14 protein-coding genes and 1 tRNA gene are annotated in these 19457 nt (G+C 38.2%); 9 read left to right on the top strand and 6 right to left on the bottom strand.

Translation table 11 applies throughout. The annotated features are described in order from the left end of the window. Nucleotides 1-50: 50 nt before the first annotated feature. From porU to ACE1ET_RS12625, 9 genes are all read left to right on the top strand, one after another. Nucleotides 51-3869 carry a type IX secretion system sortase PorU gene (porU, locus tag ACE1ET_RS12665; protein ID WP_375728778.1) on the top strand — a complete coding sequence of 1273 codons (3819 nt, stop codon included), beginning with the start codon at nt 51-53 and terminating at the stop codon, nt 3867-3869. An 86-nt stretch (nt 3870-3955) separates the two neighbouring features. Further along, nucleotides 3956-5110: a type IX secretion system outer membrane channel protein PorV gene (porV, locus tag ACE1ET_RS12660; RefSeq protein WP_375728777.1), complete on the top strand. Its 1155-nt coding sequence runs from the start codon at nt 3956-3958 to the stop codon at nt 5108-5110. 136 nt (nt 5111-5246) lie between these two features. Beyond that, nucleotides 5247-5741 carry a 2-C-methyl-D-erythritol 2,4-cyclodiphosphate synthase gene (gene ispF, locus ACE1ET_RS12655; protein ID WP_375728776.1) on the top strand — a complete coding sequence of 165 codons (495 nt, stop codon included), beginning with the start codon at nt 5247-5249 and terminating at the stop codon, nt 5739-5741. A 6-nt stretch (nt 5742-5747) separates the two neighbouring features. After that, nucleotides 5748-6491, top strand: a complete 744-nt coding sequence (locus ACE1ET_RS12650; RefSeq protein ID WP_375728775.1) for a polyprenol monophosphomannose synthase — start codon at nt 5748-5750, stop codon at nt 6489-6491. Nucleotide 6492: 1 nt separating this feature from the next. Beyond that, the gene (locus ACE1ET_RS12645) at nt 6493-7851 is read left to right on the top strand and encodes a dihydroorotase (RefSeq protein WP_375728774.1); all 1359 of its coding nucleotides are present in this window, start codon (nt 6493-6495) and stop codon (nt 7849-7851) included. A 33-nt stretch (nt 7852-7884) separates the two neighbouring features. Further along, complete coding sequence (locus tag ACE1ET_RS12640; protein ID WP_375728773.1) at nt 7885-8787, top strand: 1,4-dihydroxy-2-naphthoate polyprenyltransferase; 903 nt, start codon at nt 7885-7887, stop codon at nt 8785-8787. Nucleotides 8788-8916: 129 nt separating this feature from the next. Continuing rightward, a complete protein-coding gene (locus tag ACE1ET_RS12635) occupies nt 8917-10566 on the top strand; it encodes a diphosphate--fructose-6-phosphate 1-phosphotransferase (RefSeq protein WP_375728772.1) in 1650 nt (549 codons plus the stop codon). Between the two features lie 161 nt (nt 10567-10727). Then, nucleotides 10728-11105, top strand: a complete 378-nt coding sequence (locus ACE1ET_RS12630) for a YccF domain-containing protein (RefSeq protein WP_375728771.1) — start codon at nt 10728-10730, stop codon at nt 11103-11105. Nucleotides 11106-11335: 230 nt separating this feature from the next. Continuing rightward, nucleotides 11336-14806: a PPi-type phosphoenolpyruvate carboxykinase family protein gene (locus tag ACE1ET_RS12625; protein WP_375728770.1), complete on the top strand. Its 3471-nt coding sequence runs from the start codon at nt 11336-11338 to the stop codon at nt 14804-14806. Nucleotides 14807-14892: 86 nt separating this feature from the next. Here the strand turns inward: ACE1ET_RS12625 and ACE1ET_RS12620 are convergent, their stop codons facing one another. The 6 genes from ACE1ET_RS12620 to ACE1ET_RS12595 form a co-directional block, all read right to left on the bottom strand. Beyond that, the gene (locus ACE1ET_RS12620) at nt 14893-16503 is read right to left on the bottom strand and encodes an OmpP1/FadL family transporter (protein WP_375728769.1); all 1611 of its coding nucleotides are present in this window, start codon (nt 16501-16503) and stop codon (nt 14893-14895) included. Nucleotides 16504-16652: 149 nt separating this feature from the next. Then, nucleotides 16653-17126, bottom strand: coding sequence for an ExbD/TolR family protein (locus tag ACE1ET_RS12615; protein ID WP_375728768.1), 474 nt, complete (start codon nt 17124-17126; stop codon nt 16653-16655). 1 nt (nt 17127) lies between these two features. Then, nucleotides 17128-17706: an ExbD/TolR family protein gene (locus tag ACE1ET_RS12610; protein WP_375728767.1), complete on the bottom strand. Its 579-nt coding sequence runs from the start codon at nt 17704-17706 to the stop codon at nt 17128-17130. Between the two features lie 48 nt (nt 17707-17754). After that, nucleotides 17755-18204, bottom strand: coding sequence for a hypothetical protein (locus tag ACE1ET_RS12605; protein ID WP_375728766.1), 450 nt, complete (start codon nt 18202-18204; stop codon nt 17755-17757). A gap of 16 nt (nt 18205-18220) precedes the next feature. Further along, on the bottom strand, nt 18221-19051 hold the full coding sequence (locus tag ACE1ET_RS12600; RefSeq protein ID WP_375728765.1) for a MotA/TolQ/ExbB proton channel family protein: 831 nt from the start codon (nt 19049-19051) through the stop codon (nt 18221-18223). Between the two features lie 81 nt (nt 19052-19132). Beyond that, nucleotides 19133-19220: transfer RNA gene (locus ACE1ET_RS12595), tRNA-Ser, on the bottom strand. Between the last annotated feature and the right edge of the window lie 237 nt (nt 19221-19457).

The following is a 19457-nucleotide window of genomic DNA, read 5'->3' as shown; positions in this document are numbered from 1 at the left end:
GTTTTTTGAATTGTAAAACTTATCTATTTTAGTGACCAATTTTAAATAATATGTTAAAGAGATTCATATTAATATTTTTTGTTTGTGGTTTTTCTGTTCTGAATGCTCAGATTAATGTTAGTCTTAATTGGTATAACACGCTGGGACAGGTAACAAAGGAAGATTCAATAGGTTTTTTGAACTTTGAAGGTGCGCAGAATTCGGATGAGTATGGATATTTACCACAGTATTATACCTATGTCCCAATTAATCAGGGAGATTTTGGCAATGTTGATTTTAGTGTCACCCTAAAGAATCAGAAATGGGAGCCACTGCCAGTTAATACAAACCAACAAATTCAGGGCATGGATTTTATTTCCGATTCGGCAATTATAGAGCATTATGTTACCATGTCAAGAGGGAACGGTGCGCTGGATATTACCGTTATACCATTACGTAAAAATGGAAATGTCATTGAAGGTTTAAAATCATTTACAGTTGATATTGTTAAGCAACCGGTTGTTAAACTAAAATCTGCAACGTTGGATAAGACTGACTATTTTAAACAGTCATCGGCTCTTGCCACCGGGAAATGGGTAAAAGTCGCCATTAAAAATACAGGAATTTATAAGCTTACATACAGTGATATAAACAGTATGGGGCTTGATCCGAATACCGTTAAAATTTACGGTAATGGAGGACAGGTTCTGGATAAATTTATTGCAAATTACAAATACGATGATTTGAATGAAGTGGCGGTTTGGGTTGAAAAAGGCTCGGATGGGGTTTTTAACAATGGAGATTATATCCTGTTTTATGCTGTTGGAACTTACAAATGGACCTGGGATGATGCATCGCAACAGTTTGTTCAAACACAACATCCTTTTAGTGACAAAGCCTATTATTTTTTAACATCAGGTTCAGGATCATTAAAAGAGTTGAAAACAAAACCCGACACAATTAATGATGCGGATGATGAGGTTACGACATTTGTGGATTATGCAGTTTATGAACCTATGGCAGAGAACCTTTTAGACTCAGGTGATGATTGGTATGGTCCTAAAATGGATGAAGGTACGACGCAAACAGTCTCTTTTAGTTTCCCAACAATCTCCACCAATGATGAATCGAAAGTTTACGTATCTTATGTAGCCAGATCATTAGAAGCCAGATCAAGCGTGTACGTGAATTATAATGACGGATTACTTGGATCACTGTCCATACCGTCTACGGTAAGTTCAGAGATAAGTATCTTTGCTTACACCAGAGATTTAGACAAAATATTTACACCTGTTTCATCGGATATCAACATTATTTTGCAGCTGTTTAGTGCAGATAATTCAGCTACTGGCTGGATTGATTTTGTGAGGGTGAATGTGGTTCGACCGTTACAAATGATTGGGGACGAATTACAGTTCAGGTACCCTTACAATACTGGTCAGGGTAAGTCACATCGTTTTACAGTAGAAGGTGCCAGTGCTAATACAGTTGTATTGGATGTAACTGATCGGCTGAACATTGAAAAAGTTGCAACTTCAAACACAAACGGTACAATCTCATTCATGGATGATGCTTCATCGTTGCGAAATTATGTAGCACTGAATCCGAAAGGTTCTTTTCCAAAACCAGAAGTAATCGGTGATGTTGAAAATCAGAATCTGCATGCTAAAACCGGTGTTGATATGGTTATTGTCTCAAATAAAGATTTTCTGGGTGAGGGTATGGCTCAGGACTTATACGACATGCATACATCCGAAGGCTTGAAGGTATTGATTGTGACACCGGAACAAATCTATAATGAATTTTCATGTGGTCAGCCTGATGTGACAGCTATTCGTTGGTTTATGAAAATGTTGTACGACAGAGGTACAGATAACGAAAATCGTCTTAAGTATCTGCTTATATTCGGAGATGGAACTTTTGATAACAGGCCAGGCGTGGACCTGGAGCGTAACAGGGTAATAACTTTTGAGTCTGATGAATCTTTGCATCAGGCTAATACATACGTAACAGATGATTATTACGGTATTCTTGATGATGCTGAAGGATCGCTTGGAAATAGTGATAAAGTGGATATTGGTATAGGGCGTTATCCTGTGTATACAATAGAAGAGGCCAAAGCAATGGTAGCTAAATCAAAATACTATAACGAGAATCTGAATAGAAACATGTGGAAAAATTCAGTCACCTTTGTTGCGGATGATGGAGACGGCAATACCCATATGCGGGATGCTAATCTTATGGCAGATAAAGTGATGAGACTACATCCCGATATGGTCGTGGATAAAATATTACTTGATGCCTATCAACAGGTGATTGACGCCTCTGGTCCATCATACCCTGATGCTAATAAGGCGTTGGAGAGGGATCTTCAAAAAGGGGTACTGCTGTTGAATTATTCAGGGCATGGAGGAATAACAGGACTTACAGATGAAAAGATTGTAACAAAGAATATGGTTAAGGCATTAAGCAATCTTAATAATCTGCCGGTTTGGGTGACAGCTACCTGTGAATTCAGCCGGTTTGATATGAAAGAGAGTACTTCAGCTGGTGAATGGGTGCTACTGAGTCAGGGAGGAGGAGGTGTATCACTCTTTACAACCACACGTCTTGTTTTTTCAAGTTCCAATTATACCATTAATAACAATTTTTTTGACTATGCCTTCACGTTGGATAATAGTGGAGAACCATATAGATTAGGTGATATTTGTCGCGAAACAAAAAGTCACACCGGAACCGGAGCCAATAAGCGTAAATTTATGCTTCTGGGTGATCCGGCTCTAAGGATGTTACAACCCCAACTAACCGTTAAAACTTCTTCTGTTAACGGTAATATCAGTTTTGAAACTGATAATGATACAATCGCAGCTCTTGAAAGTGCTACAGTGAGTGGATATATTGAAGATCTGAATGGCGATACGGCTACTTTTTTTAATGGTGATGTGTATATTAAAGTATACGACAAGATTTCCACGATTACAACCCTAATGAACGATGCTGCCGATTATATTAATAGTGGACCACTTACCTTCAAATTATGGGATAAAGCCATATTTAATGGTAAGGCAAAGGTTGAGGATGGAAAGTTTGAGTTTGAGTTCATGATACCCAAAGAGATAAATTACATGGTTGGAAGCGGTAGGATTGTATATTATGCAACTTCAGAAGATGCTGAAGCAAAGGGATATACGGAGGAAATAAAGATTGGTGGGTTCAATGATAACTTTATTGCAGATGATGCGGGCCCTGAGCTGTCATTGTATCTGAACAGCACTGGTTTCACCAATGGAGCTTCGGTAAGTTCCAATCCGTTGTTTTTTGCAGATATTGTAGATCAGAGTGGAATTAATACTTCAGGCTTGGGCATTGGTCATGATATTATGCTGACCCTGGATGATGATCCGTATCAGGCCTATATACTAAATGATTATTTTCAACCTTTGATAGGATCGTCTGAGGGGCAGGTTAGGTATAAACTCAGCAATCTCGATGAAGGAGAACATACGTTGCATTTCCGTGTCTGGGATATTTATAATAATTCATCTTCAGCAGAACTGAAATTTGTGGTGGATAAGAATGATAAACCTGATATAACGAAGGTTACCTGTTATCCGAATCCGGCTATGTCTTATGTGAATTTTGAATTTGATCATAACCGTCCGGAATCGGTTCTGGATATTCAAATTGACATTTTTTCTACCAATGGTCAGCTTATAAATACATTAAGCCAGATAGCATATAGTGCCGACAATACTTCAAATCCTCTTAATTGGGATTTGACGGATATGTCAGGTAGAAAAGTTAATCGGGGAATATATTTTTACAGGGTGCGTATATCTCAGAACGGTAAGGAGAGTTTGGGGGCAGCTCAAAAACTTATTGTTAATTAGTTTTTGGTTGGTTAATAAAATAATTTACAGTTTCTTTGCGTTTTAGAAAAATGTTTTTTAGAAGCGTATTAATTAAGTTAGGAAATATGAAGTTTAGATCGAAATTAATGCTTTTATTTGTTGTTGTTACAGGTGCGTTATCTGCCCAGAATACCAGCAATGTTATTACAACTGCGACACCATTTTTAACTATCGCACCGGATTCACGTTCGAGTGCTATGGGTGATATCGGTGTTTCAACATCTGCAGACTTTAATTCACAATATTGGAATGCTGCAAAATATCCGTATACTACCGACGAATTCGGGTTTACTTTTTCATATACACCGTGGTTGAGAGCGCTGGTTAATGATATTGGACTTTTCTACCTGTCAGGATATTATAAGCTAAGTGATTTACATGCAATCAGTGCATCTATGAAGTACTTCTCGTTGGGAGAGATACAGTGGACAGATGAGACGGGTTTCGGACTTGGAACCATTAAACCAAATGAATTTGCCCTGGATGCGGCATATTCCAGAAAGTTTTCTGATTATGTAACTGGAGCTGTTACATTCAGGTATATTTATTCGGACCTGAGTGGTGGTGCTACCCAACAGGGGAGTGAAGATTATCGCGCAGGTAGTTCCTTTGCTGCAGATATCTCATCATTTTATACAAAAGAAACGGAAATCAGTGGGTATGATGTAGATTATAATGTAGGATTAAGTATTTCTAATCTCGGTAACAAAATGTCTTATAATGAAACCGAGCAGTATTTTCTTCCAACCACACTTCGTTTAGGTACAACCTGGGGAATGGTTATTGATGAATACAATAAACTATCTGCTTCAGTGGAATTCTCAAAATTACTGGTGCCAACACCTGGTGGTTATGATGCTGTTGATGCTGAGAAAGATGCGCAGATTAGAAACGATATGAACGTATTGGTAGGGGCAGTACGCTCTTTTAGCGATGCTCCGGGCGGATTCAAGGAAGAGATGCAGGAGATAATGTGGTCAGCTGGTCTGGAGTATGTGTACGATGAAATGTTCTTCATTCGTGGTGGTTATTATCATGAATCTGCAATTAAAGGAAACAGAACTTTCTTTTCTGCTGGTGCAGGCTTTAAAATGAATGTGTTGAGTCTGGATGTTTCGTATCTGATTCCAACTGATTCAACCAGCCCTCTGGCAAATACTTTAAGATTTACTTTGTCCTTTGGAGTTGATGGATTGCAAAAAATGATTAACGGACAATAGCACAGATTATCAATTGGATTAATCTTTTTTAAATTGATATAACATATTTGAAATAATTTAAATTAAAGGCCGGTCAACCCGGCCTTTTTTGTATCTTCATCTTTTGCTACTTTTGCAATAACAAAATTGATGCAGTATGGATTTCAGAGTAGGTTTCGGATATGATGTTCACCGGTTAGCCGAAGGCGAATCTTTGTGGCTCGGTGGTGTTGAAATTCCTCATACAAAAGGAACAGTTGCTCATTCTGACGGAGATGTCCTGATTCATGCACTCTCAGATGCTCTGTTGGGTGCTGCCGGACTTAGGGATATCGGGCATTATTTTCCTGATACCGATGATGCATTTAAAAATGTAGACAGTAAAAAATTGTTGCTAAAAGTTGTGAGACTGCTGAGTGAATCGGGCTACGTGATAGGAAACATAGACTGTACAATAGCCGCACAACAACCAAAGCTTGCCGACTTTATGTCTGATATGAAGCGGAAACTGGCAGAAGTACTGAATATAGATAAAAACAGTGTTGGATTAAAGGCAACTACAACAGAACGATTGGGATTTGAAGGGCGGGAAGAAGGAATTTCGGCTTATGCAGTAGTCCTTATTTATAAAAAAGAAGCTAAAGACATATAAAAGCACATGGCAAAAAGTGTAGTAATCATTCCAACTTACAACGAGAAGGAGAACATTGAGAACATAATCCGCGCTGTAACAGATCTTAAAGAAGGGTTTCATATTCTTATTATTGATGATGGTTCACCCGATGGTACTGCAGACATTGTAAAAAAACTTCAGAAAGAGTTCGATGACCGCTTATTCATGGTTCAACGTCAGGGAAAACAGGGACTTGGGACTGCTTATATTGCAGGTTTTAAATGGGCCATCGAAAGAAAATATGATTTTATTTTTGAAATGGATGCCGATTTTTCGCATAATCCCAATGATCTTCCCCGGCTATTACATGCATGTGAGTCAGAAGGAGCAGATCTGGCCATTGGTTCAAGATATATCAGCGGAGTAAATGTTGTTAACTGGCCAATTGGTCGTGTGTTAATGTCATACTTTGCTTCAAAATATGTAAAAATAGTAACCGGTATGAAAGTATTTGACACTACTGCCGGTTTTAAATGTTATCGGAGGCAGGTTCTGGAAACTATCAATCTGGATGCGATCAGGTTCAAAGGATATGCCTTTCAGATCGAAATGAAATTCACAACGTTTAAGTGTGGATTTACTATTAAGGAGGTCCCGATTGTATTTGTGAACCGCGTTCTCGGAACCTCGAAAATGAGCGGTGGTATTTTTAATGAAGCCGTTTGGGGCGTATTAAAGTTGAAATTACGCAGTTATTTCAAAAAGTACCCTCAGAAAAACGCAGCCTGATATGACACATAAAATACTAATATTCAATGCAGAAATTATAAATGAAAACGAAAGGTTTGCAGGTTCTGTATTGATTGAGGATGAGGTTATTAAAGAGATTTTTAAGACTGAGGTTGATCCGCAATCATTCAAGGATATTCAGCTGATTGATGCAACCGGATTAATACTGCTCCCCGGTGTGATAGATGATCAGGTACATTTCCGCGATCCTGGTCTGACACATAAGGGTGATATCTATACTGAGGCAAAAGCAGCAGTGGCTGGCGGTATAACATCCTATATGGAGATGCCAAATACCAAACCACAGGCAGTAACAATTGAAATTCTTGAGGATAAATATAAGTCTGCCTCTGAAAAATCCCTTGCGAATTATTCGTTTTTTATGGGTGCTACAAACGACAATATTGAAGAATTAAAGAAGGTTGATCCGGAGCAGGTGTGTGGAGTGAAAATATTTATGGGTTCCTCAACAGGTAATATGCTGGTGGATAACAAGGAGACCCTGGAAAATATTTTTTCGGAAATACCACTGCTAATTGCTACACATTGTGAAGATGAAGCAACCATTCAGGCAAACATTCAAAAAGCAAAGCAGCAGTTTGGTGAGGATGTACCAATTGAACAACATCCTTTGATCCGAAGTGCTGAGGCGTGTTATTTGTCGTCATCGTTTGCTGTAAGCCTAGCAAAAAAATTCAATGCAAGATTACATATATTGCATCTCTCTACCCAAAAGGAACTTGAGTTATTCGATAATTCAAAGCCACTGAGGGAAAAGAATATCACAGCAGAAGTCTGTGTACATCATCTGTTATTCGATGATTCGGATTATAGTACCAAAGGTACGCTCATAAAATGGAATCCTTCGGTTAAAACCAAAGAGGATAAGGAGGCTTTATTGCAAGGGATTATAAGTGACAAGGTGGATGTAGTAGCTACAGATCATGCGCCACACCTGTGGGAGGAAAAGCACGGAGGAGCTTTGAAAGCAATGTCTGGTGGCCCGATGGTTCAGCATAGTTTGGTAGCAATGCTAGAGTTCGTGAAAAACAAGAAGCTTTCTTACGAAAAGGTGGTTCAGAAAATGTGCCATGCTCCGGCTGTTTTATTCAACGTCAAAGAACGCGGTTTTATAAGGGAAGGATATAAAGCTGATCTCGTCTTGGTTGACCCGGATAATGCAAGTAAAGTGACAAAAGATAATATACTTTATAAATGCGGTTGGTCGCCACTAGAAGGGATGACCTTTTCCCATTCCATAATGACCACGTTTGTTAACGGACACAAAGTTTATGATGTCGGAATTTTCGATGAATCCGTAAAAGGACAGAGGCTGCGGTTCACAAAACGGCCAATTTGATCCCGATTTATACAGCATAAAATTTATAATTTGTTGCAACGGTTAAAAAACTGGATTGAAGCGTTCAGGTTAAGAACATTATTTCTTGCCCTGGCATCAGTTATTACTGGTGGGCTGTTGCCTGTCAGAGAAGGACTTTTCAGACCTCTCGTTTTTATACTCACTCTGATTACCACTGTTTTTTTGCAGATTTTGTCTAATCTGGCAAACGATTACGGCGATTCAGAAAAGGGGACGGATAATGAGAACAGGGTTGGACCATTACGATCAGTTCAGTCCGGAAAGATCACACACCAGAAAATGAAACGGATGATAATAGCTTTTGTCCTGCTATCGTTGATTTCAGGTTTGTTGTTATTATATATCAGTTTTCCCGAAGAGAAATTTCCAGAACTTGTAATGTTCTTTTTTTTAGGTATTGCCGCTATCTGGGCAGCCATAAAATATACGGTCGGGAAAGGAGCATTTGGTTATTCAGGTTTGGGTGATTTTTTTGTCTTTATCTTTTTTGGTCTGGTTGGCGTGGCAGGAAGTTACTATGTGCAAACACTCATGCTAGATATCCGGATCTTTCTGCCTGCATTAACTTTGGGATTGTTTTCTGTCGGGGTCTTGAATCTCAACAACATGCGGGATATTGAAAACGACAAAATTCACCGGAAACATACTATACCTGTAAGACTGGGATTAAAGCGTGCTAAAAATTATCATATATCCCTGATTACGTTAGGATGGTTATCGGCAGTGCTTTATCTTTCGCTTTCATATTGCTCCGTTTTTAATCTCATTTTCTTGTTGGCTATGCCCTTGTTTGTGGTGCATTTGCAAAAGGTAATAAAGCGTGAGGGAGCTTCGCTTGATCCGCTGCTAAGAGAATTATCGTTGTCAACTTTTTTATTTTCAGTGCTTTTTGCGGTCTCATTTCTAATTTGTTAAAGTTTCTTTAGGCCGTGATCTCAGGGAGATTAATGTGAATGAAAACTTTTAAAAATCAAAAAAAATCGTAAAATTTGCACCTCCGTTAATTAAAGAAAAAATTCAGTATAAATTAATAAAGTCAGAACAATGTTAAAGAGTCCGTTACAAATTGCCAGAGCAGCATATGCTCCAAAACTGCCTAAATCATTACAGGGTCCTGTAGCGCTTGTGGTAGGTGAAAAAACAAATAGTGTGGCTGATCCGGAAGAAATAGCCAAACTTTTTCCTAATACTTATGGAATGCCGTTGTTGACATTCGAATCAGGTTCTGTTAGAGAATATCCTGTAATGAATGTAGGCGTGATTTTATCAGGAGGTCAGGCACCGGGTGGGCACAATGTGATTTCAGGATTATTTGATGGATTAAAAGCTTTAAATCCGGATAATAAATTGTATGGTTTCCTGGGTGGTCCAAGTGGATTGGTTGATCATTCATACATGGAATTAACTGCAGAAATTGTTGATGAGTATCGTAACACCGGTGGTTTTGATATTATCGGATCAGGCCGTACAAAACTTGAGGAAGAAAAGCAATTTGATAAAGGTATTGAGATTTGTAAGGAGCTCGGTATAAATGCACTGGTTGTTATTGGTGGTGATGATTCCAATACAAACGCATGTGTTTTGGCTGAATATTATTCTCAAAAAGAAGCAGGAATTCAGGTGATTGGTTGTCCTAAGACAATTGATGGCGACCTTAAAAACGAAATGATTGAGACTTCGTTTGGTTTCGATACGGCCTGTAAAGTTTACAGTGAGTTGATAGGTAACATTATGCGTGATGCCAACTCAGCAAAAAAATACTGGCACTTTATTAAGTTGATGGGACGTTCGGCTTCTCACATCGCACTGGAATGTGCACTTCAAACACAGCCTAATATTTGTCTGATTTCGGAAGAGGTGGCTCAGAAGAAACAAACGTTGGCAGAAATTGTGGCAAACGTGGCAGAGACTATTAGTAACAGGGCAGCTGAAGGTCACAATTTCGGTGTAATTCTTATACCTGAAGGATTAGTTGAATTTATCCCTGAAATGAAGATTCTTATTTCTGAATTGAACGAACTTCTGGCAGAAGGAACCGATTCAGATACGGAATTTAAGCATATTAAAAAATCTCATAGAAATGAGTGGGTTGCAGGCAAGCTTTCAGCACATTCATCAGAAGTATTTAAATCACTTCCGGATAGTATTGCTACCCAGTTAACATTAGATCGTGACCCGCACGGTAACGTTCAGGTTTCTCGGATTGAGACAGAAAAACTGTTGATTGAAATGGTTGATGCCAAACTTTCAGAAATGAAAAAAGCAAAAGAGTTTAAAGGTAAATTCTCTGCACTGAACCATTTCTTTGGATACGAAGGTCGTTGTGCTGCTCCATCTAATTTTGATGCCGATTACTGTTTTTCACTTGGTTATACCGCATCTATGCTCATAGGTGAAGGTAAAACCGGTTATATGGCATCTGTTCGCAATACAACTGCTCCTGCGGATGAATGGATTGCAGGTGGGGTTCCGGTTACTATGATGATGAATATGGAACGTCGGCACGGTCACATGAAACCTGTAATTCAGAAGGCTTTGGTTGAACTGGAAGGTAAGCCATTCCTTAAATTTAAAGAAAACAGGGAAAAATGGGCTATTGAAACTGCTTTTGTTTATCCTGGTCCTATTCAGTATTTTGGACCAACCGAAGTGTGTGACCTGACAACTCAGACATTAAAGATTGAGAAAGAATAAATTGAAATACATTATATTAAAAAGCCATTTATCGTAAGATGAATGGCTTTTTTTATATAACATAAAAAATATATTTTGAAAATATTATATTAACCTTTATTTTTAAAGTTGATTTTGATTTCTTTCAAATCATTATTTTAAAAACTTGAAATTATCACAATATGAGATTTTTGGGGAATATTATTTGGTTGATATTTGGTGGTTTTGCCGTTGCGATTGAATATTTTGTATCAGGTTTAGCACTTATGGTAACTATCATTGGTATTCCCTTTGGCATTCAATGTATGAAACTTGGAATGTTTGCATTGTGGCCTTTCAATCAGAGGATACAGGATCGCAACGAGCCGGATGGTTGCATTACAATTCCAATGAATATTTTATGGTTTATCATCGGAGGTTTCTGGATACTTGTAACCCATATTTTATTCGGCATTTTACTTTTTATAACTATAATAGGAATTCCCTGGGGGCAACAACATTTTAAAATGGCCCGGCTGGCGTTTGCTCCGTTTGGCAAGGATGTAGTCTACAAGTATTGATATTGTCCTGATTTTACTTTCATTATCACTTATTCCATCAACATTTAAAGCATTTACTCTGTTAATATGACGTAGGGTTCAAGATGACAGAAGGCTGTAGTAATTCACCGGGATTATCCGGCTTTGGGTTATTAAAATGTTATCATATTTTAACCTCTTGAAAATATGTTGTAAAACATTAATTGCCTAAATTTGTAATACGGTTCAGAAGATAAAAAAACAATATAAAAATGACAGTAAAACGCACATTTGGAATTGGTATTGATGCAAAAAAATCTGATGTATCTGACAAAAAGATGATTCAGTACATAAATTTGAAGCTCGCTGCATTGGGTTATCCTGTGTATAACAGTAACTCTACGTCAAGATTTCTGGAAATGGCGCAACCTTTGTTCGACAATTTTAAAGAACAATCCAGATTTTTACCCGGTGAAATATCCCCAATTGGGATTCGTATTGAGTCCTTCCTTGATTCCTATCTAAAAGATGTCCCCGGAGAGATAAAAATTGAATTTCCGAAACGACCACTTAATCTCGACAGACACGGAATAGCTAAAACAGTATCTGTTCCACCGGACTCTGATTTATATGAAACAGATTTAATAAAATCATATAGGATAAGCCAGGGAATTTTACATAATCCCAAAAATGACAGGCGGACTACAAAGGGCGTATTTCATGTCTGTGAGGGAGGTTTGCCTATTCCCAATGATAAAAAAGCTGTTCCTAAAATTGCGTTTGCAAAACTGCTGCAGAGTGCTTTAAATCCGCCGAAGGAAATAATGAAACTACCTTACACTGCAGGACAGGAAGAAGAGGCTGAACTATTTGTAAGTTTATTACTTCGCCCAATTGTAGTGCCAGAGGTAAAAGGGGTGAATAAGGAAAAGTCTATGGAGATTCGCTTTCTGGCACCAGGAAGCCTTGTAAGTAACCTTGATTTTGTCGAATCAATTTTTGGCAACGCCGGTGATCCTATTTTGCCTGAAAATGATGCCGCATTAAGTCCCGATTTCTGGACCGGGCATACCGGGTGTGTGATACTTGCTCCACATATTACAAAACATACCAAGAAAGAACTTGGACTTCCTCATTATGATAATGCTACAGAGAAGCAACGAAAAGATGGCATGTGCTGGAAGTCTGATGAAGAACTGTATAACGATGGCAGTGCATTTAAAATTACTGCAAGGGATGAAAGGGGAGTGGCAATAACCATTATTGCAGATAACTATTTTGGTTATTGCAAGAAAGAGGTTAAGACAATGATAAGCTATTCGGCAAACCTGTACGGACTAGCGGAAGAAGAACATGCCGGTGGTGCTTTGGCATTCAGAAGTTATAACCTTGGTGAGAAATTTTATCTGGATGAGAGGTTGCCTTCAAACGATATGACGTTTGCTGAAATGTTATATAAATTCGGCGATGTCATGGACCTTAAGCATGAAGGATACGCTATTGATAAAAATTATAACAATATTATTTATGTGCCAGAGGATGCACTGTTCGATTTGATGAACCAAAAGATATCCTGGTTGGTGAAAGGGACTGAAAGGAGCATTAAATTACTGCCATATAAGCATTATATCTATCCAACAGGATATAAGGTTGAAATGCGTAAAAGACGCGGAACCTCGCGTTGGCATCTTGTAGGAACTGTTCCGGAAGGTACATTGTGTCATAAGCCTTGTACGGTTTCTGGAGGAGGAAAATCCGAGATATCAAAGTCCATACAGGATGCTATGATCCAGGGGCCGGTTATTATTGGAGATATGCAGAAGGATCTTGATATGATTGAGGAAATCATGAATAAGGACTTTTCCAAACGATTCAAGGTTTCTGCGGATTATTCTAAAAATCCACCACGTTCTATTCTAAGTTCACGAAGATCTTTAGGTTCAGTTATCAAATTATTGACACCTGCAGAAGAGTATACAGATGAATATAACGAATGGCTCGCGTCAATTCCACAGCCGATAAAAATGTTGATGTATGTTATAAAAGGAAACTATAATGCTACCTGGGATAAAGAGAACTGGAGGAAGTATTTTTCCGTGGATAAGGTAAACGGTATTCCGGGACATGAATTAAAGTTTCATAATACAAAACTAATATCCAACTATTTAAGAGTTGGTCTGGATACTGACGGGGCGTGGAGGGTGTTCCTGTTGCGTCAGGACTTTAACGCAGCTCAGAAGGTACAGGTTGAAGATGATATTACAGCATCGGTCATTATTAAAAGTGATAAACTGGAGAATCTTAATGCGGATTATAAAAATCCGAGTGTAAAGATTGTTCAGAATGTAGAAGCAAGGCTGTTTCAACGTCCGGATGACTGTGTGATAAAAGGTTACGACAAACAAGGCGAAAAGGATATTTCAAGTCCGAATACTTTCCTTTCAAATTTTGAACCGCTCAACAGAGAACAGGTGCTCAATATAAAAGAGGATGCCATTGGCTTTGAAATGTATACACAACCGGTTAAGGATCTGATTAATAATTTTCTAAAAAGTGATAATCCGGAATATCTGGCAATATCCTCAGAACCAAGATTGGTAGATGGTGTTCCAACCAAGAACCCAAGATATTTGCAGACCCGGCCTGATTTGGTTGATGGTACAAATAAATATGTTGCCGAAATAAGTACTCGGATATTTAGAGGTATTCCATTGGATAAGCCTGTATTTTTACCGGTAAATGCGGTATTGACGGGAAGACGAAATAATCCGGCTGAGCCGGCAAATAATGTACCGCCGCTTGCTGTTTATAATCCTATTCATTACCAGGAATTACCGGAGCTCTTTATTGACTTTATGTGTAGTATAACCGGTAAATCTCCTTCGACCACCGGATTTGGATCAGAGGGAGCACTTACCAAAGGTCCGTTTAATTCCCTGCTTCCTTCGGTTGATTTAAATAATGCTTTTCTGTCGTACATATTAACAGGGTACGACGGGTTTTCATCGGCTGCCGGTTATGTAGGGCCAAAATATAAAGTGGATCACGATGTAAGTTTACTTGTACCGGAAGTATGGTGCCGAATGACGGTTGCAGAAAGGGATCCGAAATTTCTGATTGATAACGGTTATCTGGAGAAGGTGAATAATTTTGAGTATAAGGGAAAAGAAGTGGAGGCCAGCCTTCTGGGGTACAGAATTACCCTTAAATTCGTGAAGCATTTTATGGCTCGTATATTTAGTCGTCCGGACGCAGTATTTACAGAGGATATGCTTAAACCGGAACTTCAGGATATGGATGCTTTTGTGGCGTCAGTTGAGAATCTATCCATTACCCAGAAAAGAGTGGCCGAAGGATACATGACTGATGGAACATTTGAAACGTTGTGTCCTCCGCTTAAGGCTCTCGTTAGTATCATGGTTGAAGGTAAATTTGAAGGGAAGGACAGGAATCATCCGGATATAAGGAAAATGTTTGACAGAGATGTTGTTTTGAACAGCAAATGGTATAATGCACGCCTGGTTGAAAAGCAAAAACGTGATATAGATTTGTGGACAAGAAATATAGCATACCTTGAAAGTAAATTGAAACAGACCAGTTTCAAGGAAATAGCAGATAAGTTAAACATTAATGCTAATCTTGAAAATGCAAAGAGTCAATTGAATAAGGTAAAATCTCCTGCATATCTAAGGGAACTTGAAGGAACAATTGGTGTTGATCCGTTAATACCTATTATTGATTAAAGAAATTGTGTAATGCGTAAAGCGAAAAAGCCATCCGTCAATCAACGGATGGCTTTTTTATCAGTTTAGTACACCAGATTTCTGCTTTAAAATTTAAAGTTTAGCCCAAGAGACACAATCCAAACATCTTTGTCATATGTTTCTTTAACCGGAACCATGGTACCGCTTCCACCGATATCATGTAAAAAATTCTTCTCACCTTGCTGGTACATCGTATACGAACCTCCAAGATTTAATTCTATCATTTTGTTAATGTCGTATGCAAATCCTCCACCAAACGTATTGGTAGGTAAGCTGTAACTTAAGTCAGTTTGGTATGCTTCCGTGGCACCAGTACTTGTTTTGAGCCAACCAGCACTAACTAAGATTTTTTCTGTCAGGATATACTCAAGTCCCATTGCAAACTCCCAACTGTTGCCGTCCAAAAGTTGTTCTTTCCCATTCCAGTTTGCGTTCTTATCCAGGAATGTATGATATCCTGTTGAAATAAGTAAAGATTTTACAGGGCGATAGGTCGCTCCGATACTTATCTGTGTCGGTAAATCCAAATGTGCCTTCGCGCCATCCGGAAATTGTGTTACAGGAGTACCGTCAGAAGTAAATCCGGTCGTAAAGTCTTTTTTTGTGGAATTTTTAAATATAAGTTCAGTTTTATGTTCATATTTAAAAGCAAAGTTTATCTGATCGTTTAGTTTATAGTTTATACTCAAGATAGGTGTAATTCCTGAGGCTGTTTTTTCATATTCCACTTCCTGATCCTGCAAAATTGATGCTGTTGCTGTTGATTTTGCTGCAGTAGCGGTTAAATTGGTGGCTGCACCTGAATAGGCACCCTGGGCTTGTGCAAGAGTTAAACCTGTTGGAGAAATACCTAATGCTGAAAGCCCGCCTTCCAGTTGCGCTCTTGTTGTAGCGTCAATTATGCCATTATTCTGCGCCTGTTCGAATGTTAATCCGCCATAGCCGGCAGTGATAATAGGTTCCATATTAGCCGCAGCAGAACTCGCAGCTGTGGCTCCGGCACTGGCTTGAGCCGCAATACCACTTAAAACATCACTGGCAGGCATCCAGGTTCCACCCATGTTTAATTCAATATTCTTCAAATAGCCCGAATAACTCTCCTTAGCCTGAACATATCTTCCGCCAAGGGCTACTGACAGTTTATCGTTAATTTTATAAGAAACATTAAGCTGATAGCCGAAATATACAGATGAACCTTTAAAATATGCATCCAGGTTATAGCCTTGCGCACCCTGGCTGCTCAGGGAAGGTACCAGGTCCGCAACCGGATATTCAAAGGATGGAAGACCTTTCTCGTATATTCCGCCACCACCACCGCCAATTGGATTAAAACCCAGGGAAATAACAATTTTGTCAAGCTTATAGCCTGCATAGATACCTGGGAAAAAGGGTGCAGAGACTTTACCCTGATAATTGCCATCATTTAAATACATATAATCACTTTTAATGGTTCTTGTTTGACCAAGAGTTTGATTATTCAATGAAACAAAAAGCCCATTATCAGGTAGAAAATTCAGGCCAGCCGGATTATAATAAACGGCATCTAAATCAATGATTGCATCGCGTGCCTGTAATCGTGTAAACATGGCACTTTGATTTGTGTTTGTTAAAATTCCACCAGCCATGGCATAGCCGACTGTTAATAAGAAGAATGATGAGAGGAGTGTTTTTTTCATTGTACGGATTTTTAGTTAATAACTATTAAAGATATAATAATTTATATATGTAAAGAAATAATTGAAGTAAATGTCGTCCTAATTTGGAAATGACAAAAAAAGGCTGTCTGAAATTCAGACAGCCTTTTGAAGGTAATAATATATCAGTATTATTGCGTTTTTTGCGGATTACGCGCAGAATAGTTTATTTTAAGCGCCTGAGCTTTACGTAATGCGTATTTTGTATCTGATACAATCTGCATTTTTGTGTCCTTATCCACTTTAAGAGATACGGTCATTTTAGGCCTGTCCACTTCACTCATATTCTCACGTTCTGTTGCAATATATCCCATGATGTCATCAGGGGTTGCAAACTTGTCGTTTAACTGAATACGTGACCCACTTCCGTACATTCCTCTGTACTGTGGTAAAGGAGATCCTATATATATAAAACTCACGAGGGACTTCTTCTCAAGCTTATCAAGCTCTGTTGCATTCGGCAATTTGATATCAACCTTGTACGTTACTTCTCTCATGGTTGTGGAAACCATAAAGAAGAAAAGCAACATAAAGACAATGTCAGGTAAAGATGCAGTATTGATTGCCTGCTGTTCTCCGCTTTTTTTCTTCTTAAATGTTGCCATATTATTCCATATTAACGTTTTTAGGTTCAGCTTCAGAAAGTTTCATTGGATAAACTTCCCTCACTGCTTCTTGTTGCTCTTCATTCAGTTCCTTAAACTTTTTACCCCACTCATTTCTGGAGAATTCATCCCTGAGTTCATTGTATGCTGCAACCAGTTCGTTCTGGACTTCCATGTATTTGGAATATGTCGTATTCATATCGTTCTGAAGTGATATAACGGCATTTTTACATACAAATTCTTCACGGCCTAAACCTTCAATATATTTCATCTCCTTTTCCGGCAATGTTGCTTTGTTTTCAGGATTCTTTATGAACTCTTTAGCTTTTGCCTTAAGTTGTGAAATGTCAGAAGGTTCTTTTTCAATGAGTAGTTGATCCTGACTGTTGATCATTACAATGAAAACGTTCCTTTCTTTAATTGGAGGTGTATTCTGAGGATCCTCTTCAATTGGTGGAAGTTTTCTTTGCAGTCCTGTGTCAACATCCATGGTAGTGGTTACAAGGAAGAAGATCAGCAACAGGAAGGCAATGTCTGCCATCGAACCTGCATTAATTTCCTGTATTTTTCGACTCGCCATTTATTTATTTTTTAAACGGATAGTAATTAATCCGTAGATGACTTTTGTTTATTTAAACAGCTTCATAATAGAACTGCCAATTGTCATAATCAGTGCAATGACAATGAGAGCATACATGCTAAACAGAAAGGTATCTGCAAATTTCAGCATGCTTGGTACATTATCAGTACCAGTATATCCTTGTAATTTTAATGGTGTGCCATCTGACATTGCATATGCTACCACAAAAATCAGGATAATAAATACCGGTCCTGATAGCGATTTTAATGCAGATTTAGGTTCAGCAATAACTTTTTTTACGAAGTTAATAACTGAGAGTAATAATGTTACTCCTAATCCTAAACCCACTAATAAATATGTAAGACCTAAAAACTGGTCTGTATAATCCGGTCCGGGTGCTGTATCCTGAAATCCGATGCCATAAAACACAATAGTAGAAACTACTGCTAAAGCGATCAGGATATATTCAACCCATGTAGATATTTTGTGTGCTGACATTTTAAACGATATTTAATTAATTCTTAGCGTTATATTTTACAATTATATCCAGCAATGTAATGGAAGAATCTTCCATGTCATTAACTATACTGTCGATTTTTGAAACCAGATAGTTGTAAAACAGCTGAAGAATAATTGCAACGATAAGACCTGTTACAGTTGTGATCAAAGCCACTTTAATACCACCAGCAACAAGTGTTGGTGAGATTTCACCAGCTGCTGCAATCATATCAAATGCCTGAATCATACCAATTACCGTACCCATGAAACCAAGCATCGGGGCAATCGCGATGAATAATGAAATCCAGGTCAACCCTTTTTCAAGAAGACCCATCTGAACACTTCCGTATGAAACAACAGTTTTTTCAACCACATCTACACCTTCATCTAAACGGCTAAGACCCTGGTAGAAAATTGAAGCGATTGGACCACGTGTATTACGGCAAACTTCCAATGCTGCTTCAACACCTTGTTCGTTAAGTGTTGTTTCAATGTTTTCAAGAAGTTTTTTAGTGTTTGTTGAAGAAAGGTTAAGATAAATAATCCTTTCAATAACAAGAGCAAGACCAAGGATAAGACATAAAACTACAATACCCATGAATCCGGCACCACCTTCAATGAACTGTTTCTTGATTACTTTATGAATGCCTCCAGATTCAGTAGTCGTAGCCTCATTGTCAACAGTTGTATTGGCAACAGTCTCCATGGCAGCAGTAGTATCGACAGCGGCTGAATCTTCACTCATAGTAACATCATCAGTGGCTGCTTCATCTTGTGCTACAATGATTTGCGACATTCCGAAAGTAAGCAAACCAAATACTGCTAAAAACGCGAATAATTTTTTCATTTCTAAAAATTTAATTTGACTTTAGTTTCAATCTAATTTATCGATTATTAATAATTATTTCTCAATTTATTCTTTATAATGCGGAGAGAGGGGGATTCGAACCCCCGGTTCCCTTTTGAGGAACACACGCTTTCCAGGCGTGCCAGTTAAGCCACTCCTGCACCTCTCCATGATTTAGTGCAAAATGACTCAATATTTCATTCAAAGAACCTGTGTCTTTTGCATTAGTTAGTATCTGAAAGTTTTTAATTATGTGTTTTTGAGCCCTTTATGGAATCTGTCGATGCTGAATATTTGAATTTGAATATTTGGAATCAACTTCAAAAATGGGCTTATAATACTAAATAAATTAAAGAACTCTCAAATGTAAAATAAAAGAACTAAAATGTAAAAATTTAATACCATT

This window comes from Quyinboa mangrovi (genome assembly GCF_042219825.1).
Classification (GTDB): Bacteria; Bacteroidota; Bacteroidia; order Bacteroidales; family UBA5342; genus JBHJHP01.
Note: the sequence above shows the minus strand (reverse complement) of the source record. Positions and strands in the feature narration are given on the sequence as shown.

Coding starts and splice junctions, on each gene's coding strand:
- ACE1ET_RS12645 (WP_375728774.1), top strand. CDS start 6,493: ATGACACATAAAATACTAATATTCAATGCAGAAATTATAAATGAAAAC.
- porV (WP_375728777.1), top strand. CDS start 3,956: ATGAAGTTTAGATCGAAATTAATGCTTTTATTTGTTGTTGTTACAGGT.
- ACE1ET_RS12615 (WP_375728768.1), bottom strand. CDS start 17,126: ATGGCAACATTTAAGAAGAAAAAAAGCGGAGAACAGCAGGCAATCAAT.
- ACE1ET_RS12635 (WP_375728772.1), top strand. CDS start 8,917: ATGTTAAAGAGTCCGTTACAAATTGCCAGAGCAGCATATGCTCCAAAA.
- ACE1ET_RS12610 (WP_375728767.1), bottom strand. CDS start 17,706: ATGGCGAGTCGAAAAATACAGGAAATTAATGCAGGTTCGATGGCAGAC.
- ACE1ET_RS12630 (WP_375728771.1), top strand. CDS start 10,728: ATGAGATTTTTGGGGAATATTATTTGGTTGATATTTGGTGGTTTTGCC.
- ACE1ET_RS12605 (WP_375728766.1), bottom strand. CDS start 18,204: ATGTCAGCACACAAAATATCTACATGGGTTGAATATATCCTGATCGCT.
- ACE1ET_RS12625 (WP_375728770.1), top strand. CDS start 11,336: ATGACAGTAAAACGCACATTTGGAATTGGTATTGATGCAAAAAAATCT.
- ACE1ET_RS12650 (WP_375728775.1), top strand. CDS start 5,748: ATGGCAAAAAGTGTAGTAATCATTCCAACTTACAACGAGAAGGAGAAC.
- ACE1ET_RS12620 (WP_375728769.1), bottom strand. CDS start 16,503: ATGAAAAAAACACTCCTCTCATCATTCTTCTTATTAACAGTCGGCTAT.
- ACE1ET_RS12600 (WP_375728765.1), bottom strand. CDS start 19,051: ATGAAAAAATTATTCGCGTTTTTAGCAGTATTTGGTTTGCTTACTTTC.
- ispF (WP_375728776.1), top strand. CDS start 5,247: ATGGATTTCAGAGTAGGTTTCGGATATGATGTTCACCGGTTAGCCGAA.
- porU (WP_375728778.1), top strand. CDS start 51: ATGTTAAAGAGATTCATATTAATATTTTTTGTTTGTGGTTTTTCTGTT.